This window comes from Planctomycetota bacterium (assembly GCA_035574235.1).
Lineage (GTDB): Bacteria > Planctomycetota > MHYJ01 > MHYJ01 > JACPRB01 > DATLZA01.
On sequence record DATLZA010000021.1, the window covers coordinates 13,075 to 29,050 of the forward strand.

The window sequence follows — 15,976 nt, forward strand, 5'->3', positions numbered from 1 at the left end:
GGGAGCCTCCTCTCAAAGGTGCTAACCGACCATGGATTCGATGCGTTTCTTGAGCTCGGACATTTTCAGCGGCTTGGGCAGGAACGCGTCCGCGCCGCTGCGGCGGACTTCGGCGGGGTCGATTTCTCCGCCGTAGGCGGACATGGTGACGATGGGGGCCTTCCGGGTCTTCCGGTAGCTCTGGAAGTGCCGGCAGACCTCCAGGCCGGAGACGTCGGGCAGGCGGATGTCCAGAAGGACGAGGTCCGGCTGAAAGACGGGCAGCCGCGACGCGGCCTCGAGGGCGCTGCCGGCCACTTCGACGTCGTATTCGTCGCGGAGGGCGTCCTTGAGAAGCTCGAGGAGATCAGCGTCGTCGTCCACGATAAGGACGCGCCGCCGGAGGGAGCAGGTATAATCCGGCATTTTGTGGGCGCGGAGGAACTTCCGCAGGGCGTCGGCGGGAACGCGGCGATGGCGGGAGCCGGGGATGACGTATCCGGGGAGGCGCCCGCTGTCGATCCACTTGATGACGGTGCGCTTGGTCACCTGGCAGATGCGGGCGACCTCGCCGGTCGTGTAGGCTCGCCGCCGTTTCATAAAGTATCCAAAGTATACAGAGTATACTTCAACTCCGTCAAGGAAAATTCGAAAGCCGGCGCCCCGACCGGCCGCGCGCCGCCGGCTCCGCCGGCAGCTCCACCCGGAAGGTCGCGCCCCGCCCCGGCCGGCTGCGGACCGAGATGCGGCCCCCGTGGTTGTGCACGATCATCGCGCTGATCGAAAGCCCCAGGCCCAGCCCCCGCCCTACCGGCTTGGTCGTGAAGAACGGCTCGAAAAGCTTCTCCCGCACCTCCTCGGAAATGCCCCGGCCCGTGTCGGCCACCTCCACGAAAACGTCCCCGCCCCGGCGGCCGCTCCGGAGCACGATCCGGCCGTCCCCCTCGATCGCCTCGGCGGCGTTCTTGAGCAGATTGAGAAACACCTGATTCATCTGCCCCCGGAAACACCGCACCGGCGGCACGCGCCCTAGACGCTTCTCGATCGTCAGGCGCGGATCCAGCTCCCTCTGAAAAACCGCCACCGTCTCCTCGAGGCAGTCGTTCACGTCCACCGGTTCCGCCGTGCGCGTGTCCCGGGCGAAATTCCGGAATTCCTCCACGATCCGGCGCGCGTGCTCCGCCGCCTTGAGCGCGTCCCGAACCATCCCCCGCATCTTGCGGCCCAGACCCGCGCCTTCGTCCGACAGAAGCCGGAGGTTCCCGTAGATGACGTTGAGCGGATTGTTGATCTCGTGCGCCACGCCCGAGACCAGCATCCCGATCGACGCCAGCTTCTCCGACCGGATGAGCTGCGCCTGCGCCCGCTTCAGATCCTCGTACGCCCGCCGCGTCTCGTCGGCCGCCCGGCGCAGCTCCTCCTCCGTGCGCTTGCGGCCCGTCACGTCCCGGAAGAACCACACCCGCCCGTAATACACCCCCTCCGCGCTCCGGATCGGCGCGCTGTAGCGGTCGAAGACCCGCCCGTCCTTGAGCGCGATCTCGTCCCGATGAGTCCCTTCCGGACGCTCATAGATGGACCGGACGCGCTCCACGAAGGCCTTCGGATCGGCCACCTTCTCGAGCACCGCCTGGATCGCCTCCTCGTCGGAACGCGAACGGACGACCCGCTCCGGAATCTCCCACATCTCCACGAAGCGGCGGTTGAACGAGATCATGCGCCCGTCGGCCGAAACCACGAGGATCCCTTCGATGCTCGCCTCGCTTTGGGCCTCCAGAAGCGTCGTCCGGAACCGAAGCTCCTCCTGCGCCCGCGTGCGCTCCACGAACTGCCCGATCTGCGCCCCCACGGAGGCCACCAGCCGCAGAAGCTCCCCGTCGGGCCGCCGCACCTCCCGGCTGAAGAACTCCACGACCCCCAGGACGCCGGCGCCCGTCCGCACGGGAAAGGCGAACGCCCCGCGCAGCCCATCCGCCCGCGCCGACGGGGCGCGGGGGAAATTGGGATCCTCCGTGACGTCCTCGATCCACCGCGGTTCGCCGCAGGCCCAGACGCGCCCCGGCAGCCCTTCGCCGGAACCGAACGCCCTCCGGCGCGTGTCCCGCTCGAACCGGAGGAACTCCCCCCGCGCCGCGAACTCCCGGCACCGAAGAAGCCCCGCCTCTTCGTCCACCTCCCAGAGCGCCCCCACCTCCCAGTCCAGCCCCTCGCACACCGTCTCCAGGATTTTCGGAGCCGCCTCCCCCAGAGAAGAAGACTCCGCCAGAATCCGCGTCACCGCGTGCTCCACGGCCGTGCGCCGCTCGGCTCTCAGGCGCTCCGTGATGTCCTGCTTGAGCACGGCGGCGCAGAGAACCCGCCCGTGGAGGTCCCGCACCGGAAAGGCCACCAGATCCATCTCCCGCACCGTTCCGTCCCGCCGGCGATGCGGCACCACCCCGCGAAAGTGGCCCCGGCCCAGCGCCTCCGCCAGGCGGCGCCCGAAATCCCCCTCCGCGTACAGGTCCGGCGTCCGGCCCCGAAGCTCCTCGTCCCCGTATCCCAGCATCCGCCGGTGCGCCTCGTTCTGTTCGCGGAACGTCCCGTCCGGCTCCACGATGAGAATGCCCAGCGGCGCGTGGCGGAACACCTCGCGATAGAGCCGGAGATCCTCCTCGAACCGCTTCTGCGCGCTGATGTCCGTGGCGATGAAGATGACCTCGGCCACCTCCCCGTCCCGGATCACGGGCCCCAGCCGAACCGAGTACCACGCCGTCCCGCCGTTCGGCCCCACGGACTCCACCACGTAGCCTTCCGGCCGCCCCGTCCGGAAAACCCGGTCCATCGCGTTCCGCACCAGGGCGCGCGAGGCCGGAGGCACGAACACCTCCACGGGGCGCCCGGGAACGCTCCGAGGATCCAGGCCCGGAACCGTCCGGTTGATGAAAAGAATCCGGCCGGACCGGTCGGCCGTCAGGATGAACCCCGGCGCGTTCTCCACGAGCGAACGCCACATGGCCTCCGCCTGCCGGCGTTCCGCGATCTCCGCCTGAAGCGCCGCGGCCGCCCGCGCTTCCTCCGTCACGTCGCGCACGATCGCCAGGACGTACGTCCGTTCCCCCTGCCGGATCGGCGCGGAACTCACGTCCACGATGCGCTCTTCGCCCGCGGGCGTCCGCAGGCGCGCCTGCATCCGCAGGGACTCGCCGGCCAGCAGGCGCGCGAAATACGCCCGGTAGGCCTCGTGCGTTTCCGGCGGCGCCAGCTCGAGATAACTCCGCCCCACGTAGTCCTCCCGCCGGCGGCCGCTGATCTCGAGCTGCTTGCGGTTCACCCAGACGTACACCCCCCGCTCGTCCAGGAGCGCCATCCCGTCGTTGGCGCCGTCCCGGATCCGTTCCAGGAGCGCCCGAACCTCGCCCAGTTCCCCGCGCAGGCGCTCGACCTCCCCGGCGTCCTCGAGGAACGCCAGGCGCACCGGCCGCCCGCCGCGAAGCCCCCGCGCTTCCCGGACCCTCACCGGCGAGCGCCCCTCCCCTCGGGCCCTCTCGAGCACCTCGTCCAGGCGCCGCCCCCGGAGCGCGTCGAAGGCCTCCGCCAGAATCCGGACGGCCTGCGGATTGGCCTCTTCCACGAGGCCGGAGTCCCCGTCCGCCACGAGAACGCCGAACGGCGCCTCCGCGAAAAGGAGGTCGTCGAAAGACCGCGCCCCGGAATCGCTCATGGGCTTCGAATTTTAATCGCGCGCGCCCCGGAAGGAAAGCGCCGGCGGGCCAGCGGCAGCTCGAAACGCACCTTTGCTCCCCCGCCGCGGCGCCGCGCCAGCGTGATGTCGCACCCGTGGGCCCGCAGAATCTGCCGCGCCAGCATGAGCCCGATCCCCAGGCCGGAATACCGGGGATCCGCGCTCGTCTGGAACAGCCGGATCTCCGAGGGGTCCCGCTCCGGTCCGGTTCCGTTGTCCGTCACCGTGACGCGGCACCGGCCGTCCCGCCCGGCCGAAATCCGGATCTCGATCCGGGCGTCGTCCGGCGTGAACTTCTCGGCGTTCGAAAGAACGTTCGTCAGGACACTGTGGATCTTGCGTTCGTCGGCTTCGACGACGGGCCGCCGCCGCGGCCAGACCACCCGGACCCGCAGCCGCTTCTTGCGCGCCCGGGCCCGCAGCGACGCCACGCACTCGTCCACGAGGGACTTCAGGTCGAACCGCGTCACCCGCAGCTCGTCCGGCCGGTAGCGCGCCCGCGCCATCGCCAGAAGATTCTCGATCAGTCCCAGCAGGCGCTCGAGATTCCGGTGCGCGATCCGCAGTCCCTTCTCCTGCCGGGGTTCCAGGCGCCCCATCCCTCCCGAAAGCAGAAGGTCGATGTATCCCATCCCGGACACGAGCGGGGTTTTGAGCTCGTGAGAACAGTTGGCCAGAAACTGGTCCTTCATCCGGTTGAGATCCCGAAGCTCCTGGTTGGCCCGGAAAAGCTCGTCCACCATCCGGGCCATTTCCTCCTGAAGCCGGCGGTTCGCCCGCACCACGTCCAGGTGCTCCAGCTCGCGCGCGATTTCCACCCGCAGGGCGTCGGGATCGAAGGGCTTGGTGATGTACCGGCTCACGTGCCCCCGGTTGATGGCCTCGATCGCGTTCTGGACGTCCGGGTAGGCGGTCACGAGCATCCGGACGCAGTCCGGGCGGATCCGCCGCGCCTTCTCGAGAAGCTCCACCCCCGTCATCCCGGGCATGCGCTGGTCCGTCAGGATGAGGTGCACGTCGTGCCGCCGCAGGATCTCCAGCGCCGAGGCGCCGTCCCGCGCCTTGAAGAGGGTGTAGCGGTCGCCCAGAAGATTGGCCAGAAGGTTGACGTTCTCCGGCTGGTCGTCCACGATCAGGACGGCGTGCCGCTTCACGGCTCCAGCGCCTGCGCCGTCCGGCGCAGCCCTTCCTCGAGCGGCACGCGCGGGGCGAACCCCAGGTCCCGGCGCGCGGCCGAGACGTCCGCCCAGGAATCCCGGATGTCCCCCGGCCGCGGCGGCCGCGCCTCCACGGCGTCCGGCACCCCCAGGATCGCCGCCAGGACCCGGGCCAGATCCCTCACGGAAACCGGGCGGCCCGCCGCGATGTTGTACACGCGGCCGGAAACCCCCGGAGCGCGGCCCGCCGCCAGGATTCCTTCCACCACGTCCCCCACGAACGTGAAGTCCCGCGTCTGAAGCCCGTCGCCGTAGATCGGAAAGGGCCGCCCCTCGCGCGCGCGGCGCAGGAAAACCGGGATCACCGCCGCGTACGGGGAGTCCGGATCCTGCCGCGGCCCGTACACGTTGAAGAAACGCAGGCACACCGCCTCCACCCGCCCCAGCGCGGCGAACGCCCGCGCGTACATCTCGCCGGCGAGCTTGGCCGCCGCGTACGGCGAAAGCGGCCGCGGAGGCATGTCCTCCCGCTTGGGAAGCGTCGCGGTGTCCCCGTACACCGAGGACGAACCGGCGAAGACGACCCGCCGCACGCCCGCCCGCGCCGACGCCTCGAGGATCGCCATCGTCCCCTGGGCCGTCGCCCGGTGGCTCTCCAGCGGCCGCTCCACCGAGCGCGGCACCGACGGCAGCGCCGCCAGATGGTAGACCACCTCCGCGCCGCGCACCGCGGCGCCGGCGGCGTCGTTCACGTCCGCCGGGAGAAACTCCGCCCCGGCCGGCACCCGCTCGCGCCGGCCCGTCGAAAGATCGTCCACCACGCGGACCCGGCGCCCCGCCGCCAGAAGCGCCTCGACGAGATGCGAGCCGATGAACCCGGCCCCGCCCGTCACGACGTCCAGCGGCGTCCCCATCCGAGCTCCCCCGGGCGCCTAGAGCCCGAAAAGCCTCCGCGCGTTGCGCGCCGACGCGGCCGCCACCTCCTCGGGGGCGCGGCCCTGGACGCGCGCGACCGCCTCGACCACGTGGCGGACATACGCCGGCTCGTTGCGCTTCCCGCGGTGCGCCTGCGGCGCCAGAAGCGGACAGTCCGTCTCCACCAGCAGGTTCTCCAGGGGGATCTCCCGCACCGTCTCCCGAAGCCGCTCCGCGTTCGGATACGTCACGGGCCCCGCGATCGAAAGATAAAATCCCAGAGCCAGGTACGCTTCCACGTCCTCCGCGGTCCCCGAGAAGCAGTGAACCACCCCCCGCAGCGGCGCGTGCGCCCGCAGGATCGCCCGCGCGTCTCCGTGCGCCTCGCGGCAGTGAATCGAAAGGGGCTTGCCCGTCTCCAGCGCCAGCTCCAGGTGCCGCACGAAAAGCTCCTTCTGCGCGCTCACGGAGGCGTACCGCTTCACGTAGTCGAGGCCCGTTTCCCCGACCGCCACGGCGCGGGGGTCGGCCAGAAGCCCCCGCAGTTCCTCCACGGGGCCCGGATGATCCGCCTCGTGCGGATGGATCCCCGCGGCGAAGGCCACCCCCTCGCGGGCGGCGGCGATGTCCCGCGCCCGGCGGGAGGATTCCAGGCTCGTCCCGATCGTGACGATGCGCTCCACCCCGGCGGCGCGGGCGCGCGCGAGAACCGCCTCCAGATCTTCGGCGAAGGCGGGATCGTCGAGGTGCGCGTGCGAATCCACGACCATCGGGGACTCCGTCACGGATTGCGCTCGAGGAAGGGTTCGGCGCCCGTCTGCACCCGGATCGTATGGCCGTTCATGATGCTCAGGACGTACGCCTCGCAGCGGAAAAACTTCTTGATGAGATCCTCGCTCTTCTGCTGGTCGCGGTAGTAGTAGCTGCGGGCGCCCTTGTCGGTCCCCACCGTGAAGATGCGCGTATAGCTCGACTCCTGCGGATTCTCGGCGAGCCGCCGAAGCTCCTCGGGACGGAAATCGTCGGGGTTCCGGGCGACGAGGTCGTCGAGCCCGTACTCGCGCAGCTTCTGCACGTAGTGGCGCAGGCGGGCGTCGGGAGCGATGCCTCGATAGATGTTGCCGGGCGCCGCGCGGGGAAACGGCTCCCGCACTCCTTCGCCCACGCGATCCCTCCAGGACTCCGAGATCACCACCCGGTAGGTCGGCTCCAGTTTCTTCGTGCGCGGATTCTCGAACGCCCGGAAGTGCGAGATCTTCAGGACCGCGGCCTCGCCGCCGCCCTCCGTCTCTCCCGCGCGGCCGCCGCCCCCCCCGGCGCAGGCCCCGAGGACGACAAGCGCGCTACAGAAGACGGTACGCCGCCAGCTCATCCCGAACCGCCTCGACGATCCCCGACAGGGGCACGCTTTTCTGCTCCTTGCGCGAACGGACCTTGAGATCCACGGTTCCGGCTTCCAGCGTCCGCTTGCCCACCGTCACCCGGAGCGGGAAGCCCACGAGATCCCCGTCGGCGAACTTGACGCCGGGCGCCGCGTCGCGGTCGTCCCAGAGCACCTCGATCCCCGCGGAGGCCAGCGCGTCGTGGAGCTTCTCGCCCGTCTCCACGATCTGGGGCTTCTTGTGGTCGATCGTGACGATCTCGACGGCGTAGGGGGCGAGCTCCCGGGGCCACACGATCCCCGCCTCGTCGTGGTGATTCTCCACCGCCGCCGCGAGGATCCGGTTGATTCCGATCCCGTAGCAGCCCATGACCATGGGCCGGAGCTGCCCCTTTTCGTCGAGATACGCGCAGTTCATCCGGGCGGAGTAGCGCGTGCCGAGCTTGAAGACATGGCCGACCTCGATGCCCTGGGTGAACCCGAGCGGGCCCCCGCAGCGCGGGCACGGGTCCCCCGGAAGCGCCATCCGGATGTCCGCCGTCAGCGTCGGCTGCACATCGCGCCCCAGGTTGACGTTGATCAGGTGGGCATCCGCCTTGTTGGCGCCGGTGACGAAGTTGACCAGGCCCACGACGGCGTGGTCGGCGATCGTGCGCATCCGGAGCCCCACGGGGCCCGAAAAGCCCAGGGGTCCGCCCGTTTCGCGCCGGATCTCCTCCGGCGTGGCCAACTCGAGCGCTTCGGCCTGCGCCGCGCGCCGGAGCTTGGCCTCGTTCACCTCGTGATCGCCCCGCACCAGGGCCGCCAGGAAGCCCGAAGAAGTCCGGTAAATCAGCGTCTTGACGAGCTGGCGGGGCGGGACCTTGAGGAACCGGCTGACCTCTTCGATCGTGGAGGCGCCGGGGGTGGCGACCTCCTCGAGGGGCAGAAGCTCCTTCGTCTCCAGGCCGCTGAACCCGTCCCCGGCCGAAGGCGGACACTCCGCCTTCTCCTTGTTGGCGGCATACCCGCAACGCGCGCAGGTGACGACCGAATCCTCGCCGAAGGGGGACACCGCCATGAACTCGTGCGAGACGTCCCCGCCCATGAGCCCCGTGTCCGCCTCCACGGGAAGAAACTTGAGCTCCGCCCGGCGGAAAATCCGCACGTACGCGTCGTACATCGCCTGATACGAGCGCGCCATTCCCTTCTCGTCCACGTCGAACGAGTAGGCGTCCTTCATCAGGAATTCCCGCGTCCGGATGATGCCGTGCCGGGGACGCGGCTCGTCCCGGAATTTCCCCTGAATCTGGTAGAGCGTCAGGGGGAGCTGCCGGTAGGACTTGACTTCGTTCCGGACGATGTGGGTGACGACCTCCTCATGGGTGGGCCCGAGAACGTTGAGCGTCCCCCGGCGGTCTTTCACCTTCATGAGGGTGTCCCCGAAGGCCTGGAACCGCCCCGTCTCCTGCCAGAGCTCCACCGGATGAAGCGCCGGCATCAGAAGCTCGACCGCCCCCGCGCGTTCCATCTCCTCCCGCACGAGGGCTTCCACCTTCCTCAGGCTCCGGTAGCCCAGGGGAAGATAGCTGTAGCTTCCCGCCGAAAGCTGCCGCACCAGGCCCGCCCGGACCATGAGCTTGTGACTGGGGCTTTCGGCCTCCGAGGGCGCTTCGCGGAGCGTCGGGATGAAGGTACGGGTCCACCGCATCGGTTTCGCGGTTATAGCACAGCCCGGGGGAGGCGGCAAGCGTTCCGGCGCCACGGCGGGCGCGGCGGCGGAGTCCCCTGAAGGTCCCCTCTCCGGGATCTCGTGCCGCCTCCCGCCGTCCGGAGTCTCCTTGAGATCCGCAAACGTGCGGAGGCGCTTCCGAACCGCGGCGATCCTCTCCGCCCCCGTCGCACCCGGCCGCCCGGACGGAATCGAAGCCCTCCTACGACAGCTCCTGAACCTGGTCGATCCGGATCGTGCCTTTGATCTCGAAGGGGTCCCCGCCGCCCGGATCCGGAGCCGTCACCTCCAGCCGCACGTTCAGGCGGTTCTCCGCCCGGGCGGGACGTCCGTCTTTGACCCGGAAGTAGACCTTTCCCTCTCCGTCGCCCGTCGTCTTGACGGGAATCTCGAGAGGGCGGCCGTCCCGCTCGCCGTCGGCCACGGTGAACTTCGAGCGGATCACCGCGCAGGCGGCCCCGCCCGCCGTCCCGTCCTCGGCGTACGTGTTCTCGCTGCGGATCTTGAACCCCACCGCGCCCGCCAGGCCCGGCACGCCGAGATCCACTTCCCCCTTCCAGGAATCCCCACGGCCCACCCGCGCCTCCGGCAGCGCGCCCATCAGGCCGTGCAGCGACAGGAACACCGTCTGGATCTCCTCCACGCGACGGCTCGATCCGCCCTCGAGCCGGACCTTTCCCAGGCGGTCCACGGAAAGGCGAAGCGGCTCCCGGACCAGTTTGTCCAGTCGCTCCTCCAGATGCATCAGCCCCTGGAGCGGATCGCCTCCGGGAGCGGCCTCCGGGGCGCGCGCCTTGCCGCCGCCGTCGGCGTCGTAGACGTAATCGACCTCCTGCACCAGCAGCCGCCCCTTGGCCGCGATCCGCCGCCAGCGGCCCTCGAGGCGCGCGGCGCCCTCCGCCCCCGCCTCCTTCACCTCCATGTCCAGCAGGGCCTCGATCTTGAGCTCCACCGGATCCGCCGTCAGAATCCCCTGGAGCGCCTCCGGAACCTGATCCAGTTTGACGCTCAGCGACTGGCGGATCTTGAGCGGAAACTTGTCCCCCGGGGCGAACCGGTAGCGAAGCTCGACTTTTTCGTCCTGGACCAGGCCGAGAAGCCCCGCCGCGACGCCCGCGACCAGCAGCGTTTTCATCGTACCTCCTTCGAACGCCTCCGACGTTAAGACACCGTCCCCCCCGAGGGAGTTCGCCGGAAACGACGCGGCCCGTATAATAGTGAAGATGCCTCTCCGAGGAAAGCCGTGGTTCTGGGCGCTCCTTCTGGCCTCCCCCGCCGGGGCTCAGGACCCGGCCTCCCCCCGGGCGGTCTACGAGAAAGTCCGCGAATCGATCGTGGCGGTCCGGGCGCTGGCGCCGCTGGGCGAGCGTTCGGGCACCGGCATCGTCCTTTCCGCCGACGGCCTCGTGCTGACGAGCTATGCCGTCTGCCCCGAAGGGTCGGGCTCGATCCGGATCTGGACCGCCGGTCCCCGGCTCTACGAAGCCGAGCTCGTGGCCGCCGCGCCGAAGGAGGAGATCGCGCTCCTGCGGGTCCGCGCGCCGGGCGGGCTCAAGCCCCTCGAGCTCGGACGCTCCGCCGACGTCCGCGTCGGCGATCCCGTCTACACGATCGGGAACGCCGCCAACGCGATCATCCACGACGACCAGCCGTCGTTTCACGCGGGCGTCGTCAGCGGAATCTACCGGCTGGCCGAGCCGCGAGCGGGGGCGTCCTACACGGGCCGGGTCTTTGAGACGACCGCGGCCATGAACGTGGGCATGGAAGGCGCGCCGCTCCTGGACGCGGCGGGCCGCGGGGTGGGACTCATGACCCCCAACTATTCCCCCAACCGCTTCCTCGGAGCCGCCATTCCCATCGACGAGATCCGCCCGGCCCTCGATCGCCTGCGGGCGCGCCCGGCCGCCGCGGCGGAGGATCTTCCGCCCGCGACGGGCGAGGCGGACCTGGGGCTCAAGGCGCGCGACGAGCAGGGCAAGGTGGTCGTGGCGGAAGTGCGTCCGGACGGACCCGCCGCGCAGGCGGGGCTGGCGCCCGGAGACGTGCTCATCGAAGTCGCCGGCGCGCGGCTGCGGTCGGCCCGCGAGCTGGCCGAGCGCCTCAAGGGCCTGGAGCCCGGCGCCGTCGTCTGGATCCGGGCGGAAATCGCCGGCCGGGAGGAAACGGTCCGCGTGACGCTGGAGGCGAAGAAATGATCCTCGCCGCGGCGGTCGCGGGAGCGTTCCTCGGAGCCCAGGCGGGCGAGGGTCTGCCGGCCGACGCGCTCGGGCGCCGGCTCCGGATCCTGGCCGAGACCGCGGGCCCTTCGATCGTCGCGATCGAGGTCGAGCGCGAAAACGATCCGGAGGGCCGCATCGCGCGGGGCCACCTGGCCGCCCACGCCGACTACTTCAACCGTCCGCCCGGCCCCTGCTCGGGCGTCGTCTACGAGCCCGACGGCTACATCGTCACGAGCGCGTTCAACGTGTCCGGGGAGCTGCGCCCGCGCGGGATCCGCGTGACGCTGTCCGACGGCCGGGAGTTCCCCGCGGAGCTTCTGGGCGTGGACGAGGGGCGGGACGTGGCGCTTCTCAAGATCGAGGCCGCGGGACTGCCCGTCCTGCCCAAGGCCGATCCGGCTTCGCTCAGCCAGGGGACCCTGGTGGCTCTTTTCGGCCGCTCGCCGGACAAGGCGCGCCTGACGGTGACGCCGGGAATCCTGAGCGCCCTGGAGCGCATGAACGGAACGGCCGTCCAGACGGACGCGCGGATGAATTACGGGAACGCCGGCGGGGCGCTCGTCACGCTGCGCGGGGAGCTGGTGGGCGTGGCCGCGCACATCCGGCCGCGCAACCCGTGGGGCCAGTCCGGCGGCGTGGGCTTCGCCTGCAAGGCCTCCGAGATCGACCGGGTGCTGGCCCGTCTCAAGGCGCGCGAGCGGATCGCCGCCGAGCCGCGCCCCTACCTGGGGATCGAACCCGGCGAAGGGAACCCCGAGGGGGAGGGGGTCCCCGTCGCGCTCGTCGTCCCCGGGTCGCCGGCCGACCGCGCGGGCCTCAAACCCGGGGACATCCTCATGGAGATCGACGGGGAGAAAGTTCCCGACGTCGAAGCGCTCGACGAGATTCTCTCCCGGAAGAAGGCGGGGGATGAACTGAGGGTGAAGGTCCGGCGTCCCCGCGGCGGGGACGAGCACGAGGACCGGGAGTTCCGCGTGAAGCTCGAAGGGAGGGCCGGGCGGTGACGCTCCTGGCGGCGCTCCTGCTGGCGGCGCAGGCGGCTCCGGACGAGGACCTCCGGCGGCTGGAGGCCTTCGAGCGCGACCTTCGCGCCCTGGCCGACCGGATCCGGCCGGCCTTCGTCTTCTTCGGCAACGGATCCGGCGTGTGCATTTCTCCGGACGGGTGGGTGCTGACGAACTTCCACGTCTCGGGGGACCGGGACGGCCAGCGCGTGCGGCTGGCGGGAGGCCGGGTTTTCGTCGCGGACGTCGTGGGATGGGAGCCGCACGGCGATATCGCGCTTTGCCGGCTGCGGGAGGCGAAGGATCTGCCGCATCTGGAGCTGGGGGATTCCGACCGCCTCGCCGTGGGGCAGCCCGTGGTCGCCCTCGGGAACCCGTTTCTCGTGGGCCGCGGGAGCTGGGAACCGACGCTGACCTACGGGGTCGTCTCGGCGCTTCACCGGTATATGGACAATCCGGGGTATTTCGACGCGATCCAGACGGACGCGGCGATCAATCCCGGCAATTCGGGGGGTCCCCTTCTGACCCTGGACGGCAAGGTCGTCGGCATCAACGGCCGGATCGACATCCGCCGTTTCATGAGCCGGGTCAACACCGGGATCGGCTACGCGATCCCGTCCAACCAGATCCGGCGGTACCTGCCGGCGCTGCGGGCGGGCGGACGGGTGGACGAGGGGTACGTCGAGGGCCTCACGATCGGGGAGTGCGGGGACCCGCGCTACGAAAACGTGGGCCGGTACGGGGACGGCGTCTTCGTGGCGGGGGTCACGTCGGGGACGCCCGCCGAGGCGGCGGGCTTCGAGACGGGGGACATCATCTTCGAGATCGAGGGCCGCCGGGTTTACAACGCGAACCGCTTCCACGGTCTGGTGAGCGGATGGCCGCAGGGGGAGACGCTGCGCGTTTCGGTGCGGCGGGGGGCGGAGCGCAAGGAGCTGCGCGTGTTCCTCGGAGATCCCGAGCGGATCCGCACACGCGGCTTTTTCGCGGCGCTGGGGTTCGCTCCGGCCCGGGGAGCGGGGGGCGTGCGCGTGGAGTCGGTCGACCCTTCCGGAGCGGCCGCGCGGGCGGGACTGCGGACGGGCGATCTGATCCGCGCCGCCGGCGGAAAGCCCGTCCGCACGCCCGAGGATCTCCGCGAGGCGCTCCGGGCGGCGCGCCCCCAGGGCTCGGCGAAGCTTTCGATCCTCCGCCGCGGCGGCGAGGCGGAACTGGAGCTGCCGCTGGCCGGCGCGCCGGAGGAGTGATCGTCCGCCTTTGCAAATCGCCCGGTCGGCTGTTACACTTCCCCACGCCATGGCCCGAACGATCACCCTCGCGCACAGCCCGGACTCCGACGACGCGTTCATGTTCTACGCGCTCGCCCACGGGAAGGTGGACACGCGGGGCCTGGAGTTCCGCCACGTCCTCGAGGACATCCAGACGCTCAACGAGAAGGCGATCCGCGGGGTCTACGACGTCACCGCCGTTTCCTTCCACGCCTACTGGCGGATCCGCGACAAGTACGTCCTGATGGGGTGCGGCGCCTCCGTGGGGGACGGATACGGACCGATCCTGGTTTCCCGCCGGCCGCTCTCGCGCCAGGACCTGGATGAAGCCACCGTCGCCGTGCCGGGGGAGCTGACCACCGCCTTTCTCGTCCTGCGCCTTTATGCGCCCCTGGCCCGGTGGAAGGTGATGCCCTTCGACCGCATCCAGGACGCCGTGGCCCGCGGGGACATCGACGCGGGGCTGCTCATTCACGAAGGACAGCTTTCCTACCGCGACCAGAAGCTCCACCGGATCCAGGACCTCGGCGAGTGGTGGAAGCTCGGGACGGGCCTTCCGCTGCCCCTCGGGGGCAACGCGATCCGGCGGGATCTCGACCGCCGCACCGCCCTGGCCTGCTGCGACGTCCTGCGCGACTCCGTCCGCTACGCGCTGGAACACCGGAAGGAGGCGCTCGAGTACGCGCTTCGCTACGCGCGCGGACTCGACGCCGCCCGGGCGGAACGTTTCGTGGGCATGTACGTGAACGCCTTCACGCTCGAGCTCGGCAAGCGCGGGGAGGACGCCGTGGCCCATCTCTTCCGCCTCGGGCACGAAGCGGGCGTCATCCCCGTCCGCGTGGAGCCGGAGTTCATCGAATAAGGCGGACCCTTCCAGGGGTCCCCCAAGGGGGCGCGCCCGGATGTCCCTGCCCCGCGAACTCGAGGAGAAGCGCCGGCGCCTCGAAGGCCTCCTCGGCGGCTTCCCCGTCCTCGTCCGCGCCGGGCCCCCGGCCGGAACGCGGACGCGCATGGACTTCGTGTTCCATCCCGGAGGACTGGGGCTTCGCCGGCCGGGAAGCTGGCGGGAGATCGAGGACGTCACCCATTCCCCTCTGGCCGAACCCCGCATCAACGAGCTTCTGGTCGAAGTCCGGGAGGCGTTCCGCGGGGCGGACGCCTTCGACCCGCGCCGCCACGCGGGAACCTACCGGTATGCCGTCCTGCGCGCGACGCGCGAGGAGTCGAGCGTTTCCATCGTCCTCAATCCGGAATCCCCCGGGCGCGACGCGGCGCTCGAACGGGTGCGCGCGTGGGCTCCCCGCGCGTCGGCCACGCATGTTCTGGCGACGTTCGTTCCCCCCGAACGCGACGCGAGCGTCTCGGAAGATTATGTCGTCCTCAAGGGGCGCGACCGGCTCCGGGAGCGGCTGCTGGACCGGACGTTCGAGTTCCCCGTCCAGGGCTTCTTTCAGAACAACCGCGCGATGGCCGAGGAGATGCTCCGGCACGTGCGGGGGATCTGGGAGCGGCGGGACGTGCGGGACGCGGCGCTGTCGGACCTCTACGCGGGCGTCGGCACGTTCGGCATTTCCGCGGCGGATCTTTTCCGGGAGGTCGTGCTCGTCGAGGCCTACGGGCCCGCGGTCGAATGCGCCGAACGGAACGCCGCCGCCGCCGGGGCGCGCCACGTCCGGGCCGTGCGGGCGGACGCCGCCGAGGCGCTCGGCACGCTGGACGTCCGCGGCCCGCTTCACGTGCTCGTCGATCCCCCGCGAGGGGGCGTCTCCCCGCGCCTTCTCGAGGCGCTCCGCCATCGGGCTCCGGAGACGATCGTCTATGTGTCCTGCAATCCCGACCGGATGCGCGAGGACCTTCCGGCGCTGGAGGGATACGGGCTGGCGGGGGCGGCGCTTTTCGATCTCTTCCCCGGCACGCCGCACCTGGAAGCGGTGGTGGAACTCCGCCGGACGGGAAAGGCGACTCCTCCCCTGCCGGAGGCGGCGCCGGCGGGGGACTGGAACGTCGTCGTCAGCGTCCGCGAAGGGCGCTTCAACGAGGCGCGGCGGTTTTTGGCCTCCTTCGGACGGCTCGAGCGGACGCCGTTCTTCAATCTGCTCACGTTGCGGGTCGAGGATCCCGGCCGGTTCCTGGAGGATCTGGAGCGCGGCGCGGCCGGGCGCCCCGAGGCGCTCGAGATCCTGAGCCGCGTCTCGCCCGCCCAGGAGGCGTTCTCGTTCGCTTCCGTGGCCGAGTACCGCGAGCGGTCCGCCCGGATCGCCGAAGGATGGGCGCCCCGGCTGGCCGACCGGGCCTTCTACGTGCGCGTGCGCCGGCGGGGCCTCCGGGCGCGCCTGTCTTCGCTCGAGGAGGAACGCCGCCTGGCCGGGGCGGCGCTGGACGCCCTGGCGCGGTCGGGCCGGACGGCGCGCGTGCGCTTCGACGACCCGGACGCCGTGCTGGTCGTCGAGATCGTGGGGACGCGGGTGGGGATGGCGCTTTGGAGCCGGGAGGAGCTCTCGCGCCGGCCGTTTCTCCGGCCGGACTGAAGTCGATCCGGCCGCGTTGCCGTTCTTCCAAAAGGGGGTACAATCCCTACGGTGGGAGGGGGATTCGCTCGAAGCGGGAACGGTAGGGCC

At 70.7% G+C, this 15,976-nt stretch carries 13 protein-coding genes; 5 read left to right on the forward strand and 8 right to left on the reverse strand.

The features are described 5' to 3' along the window. Nucleotides 1–21: 21 nt before the first annotated feature. The 8 genes from VNO22_01550 to VNO22_01585 form a co-directional block, all read right to left on the reverse strand. Nucleotides 22–579: a response regulator gene (locus VNO22_01550; GenBank protein HXG60033.1), complete on the reverse strand. Its 558-nt coding sequence runs from the start codon at nt 577–579 to the stop codon at nt 22–24. A gap of 37 nt (nt 580–616) precedes the next feature. Next, a complete protein-coding gene (locus VNO22_01555) occupies nt 617–3,682 on the reverse strand; it encodes a PAS domain S-box protein (protein ID HXG60034.1) in 3,066 nt (1,021 codons plus the stop codon). Beyond that, a complete protein-coding gene (locus tag VNO22_01560; protein HXG60035.1) occupies nt 3,679–4,857 on the reverse strand; it encodes a hybrid sensor histidine kinase/response regulator in 1,179 nt (392 codons plus the stop codon). Before VNO22_01560 ends, VNO22_01555 begins: the two co-directional genes overlap by 4 nt. After that, on the reverse strand, nt 4,854–5,774 hold the full coding sequence (locus VNO22_01565; GenBank protein ID HXG60036.1) for an NAD-dependent epimerase/dehydratase family protein: 921 nt from the start codon (nt 5,772–5,774) through the stop codon (nt 4,854–4,856). Before VNO22_01565 ends, VNO22_01560 begins: the two co-directional genes overlap by 4 nt. An 18-nt stretch (nt 5,775–5,792) precedes the next feature. Further along, on the reverse strand, nt 5,793–6,545 hold the full coding sequence (locus tag VNO22_01570) for a TatD family hydrolase (GenBank protein HXG60037.1): 753 nt from the start codon (nt 6,543–6,545) through the stop codon (nt 5,793–5,795). Between the two features lie 11 nt (nt 6,546–6,556). Continuing rightward, complete coding sequence (locus VNO22_01575; GenBank protein ID HXG60038.1) at nt 6,557–7,147, reverse strand: hypothetical protein; 591 nt, start codon at nt 7,145–7,147, stop codon at nt 6,557–6,559. Further along, nucleotides 7,119–8,846, reverse strand: a complete 1,728-nt coding sequence (locus VNO22_01580) for a proline--tRNA ligase (GenBank protein HXG60039.1) — start codon at nt 8,844–8,846, stop codon at nt 7,119–7,121. Before VNO22_01580 ends, VNO22_01575 begins: the two co-directional genes overlap by 29 nt. A 223-nt stretch (nt 8,847–9,069) precedes the next feature. Then, nucleotides 9,070–10,002 (reverse strand): hypothetical protein, encoded by a 933-nt coding sequence (locus VNO22_01585; GenBank protein ID HXG60040.1) that lies wholly within the window; start codon nt 10,000–10,002, stop codon nt 9,070–9,072. 88 nt (nt 10,003–10,090) lie between these two features. On the opposite strand from VNO22_01585, the gene VNO22_01590 reads away from it, so the two are divergent. The 5 genes from VNO22_01590 to VNO22_01610 are packed head-to-tail and all read left to right on the forward strand — an operon-like array spanning nt 10,091 to nt 15,886. Further along, nucleotides 10,091–11,062, forward strand: coding sequence for a S1C family serine protease (locus VNO22_01590; GenBank protein ID HXG60041.1), 972 nt, complete (start codon nt 10,091–10,093; stop codon nt 11,060–11,062). Beyond that, the gene (locus tag VNO22_01595) at nt 11,059–12,090 is read left to right on the forward strand and encodes a trypsin-like peptidase domain-containing protein (GenBank protein HXG60042.1); all 1,032 of its coding nucleotides are present in this window, start codon (nt 11,059–11,061) and stop codon (nt 12,088–12,090) included. The genes VNO22_01590 and VNO22_01595 overlap by 4 nt, the downstream gene beginning before the upstream one ends. Beyond that, nucleotides 12,087–13,337 carry a trypsin-like peptidase domain-containing protein gene (locus VNO22_01600; GenBank protein ID HXG60043.1) on the forward strand — a complete coding sequence of 417 codons (1,251 nt, stop codon included), beginning with the start codon at nt 12,087–12,089 and terminating at the stop codon, nt 13,335–13,337. The genes VNO22_01595 and VNO22_01600 overlap by 4 nt, the downstream gene beginning before the upstream one ends. A gap of 49 nt (nt 13,338–13,386) precedes the next feature. Continuing rightward, nucleotides 13,387–14,220: an MqnA/MqnD/SBP family protein gene (locus tag VNO22_01605; GenBank protein HXG60044.1), complete on the forward strand. Its 834-nt coding sequence runs from the start codon at nt 13,387–13,389 to the stop codon at nt 14,218–14,220. Between the two features lie 40 nt (nt 14,221–14,260). After that, on the forward strand, nt 14,261–15,886 hold the full coding sequence (locus VNO22_01610) for a THUMP domain-containing protein (GenBank protein HXG60045.1): 1,626 nt from the start codon (nt 14,261–14,263) through the stop codon (nt 15,884–15,886). Nucleotides 15,887–15,976 lie beyond the last annotated feature (90 nt).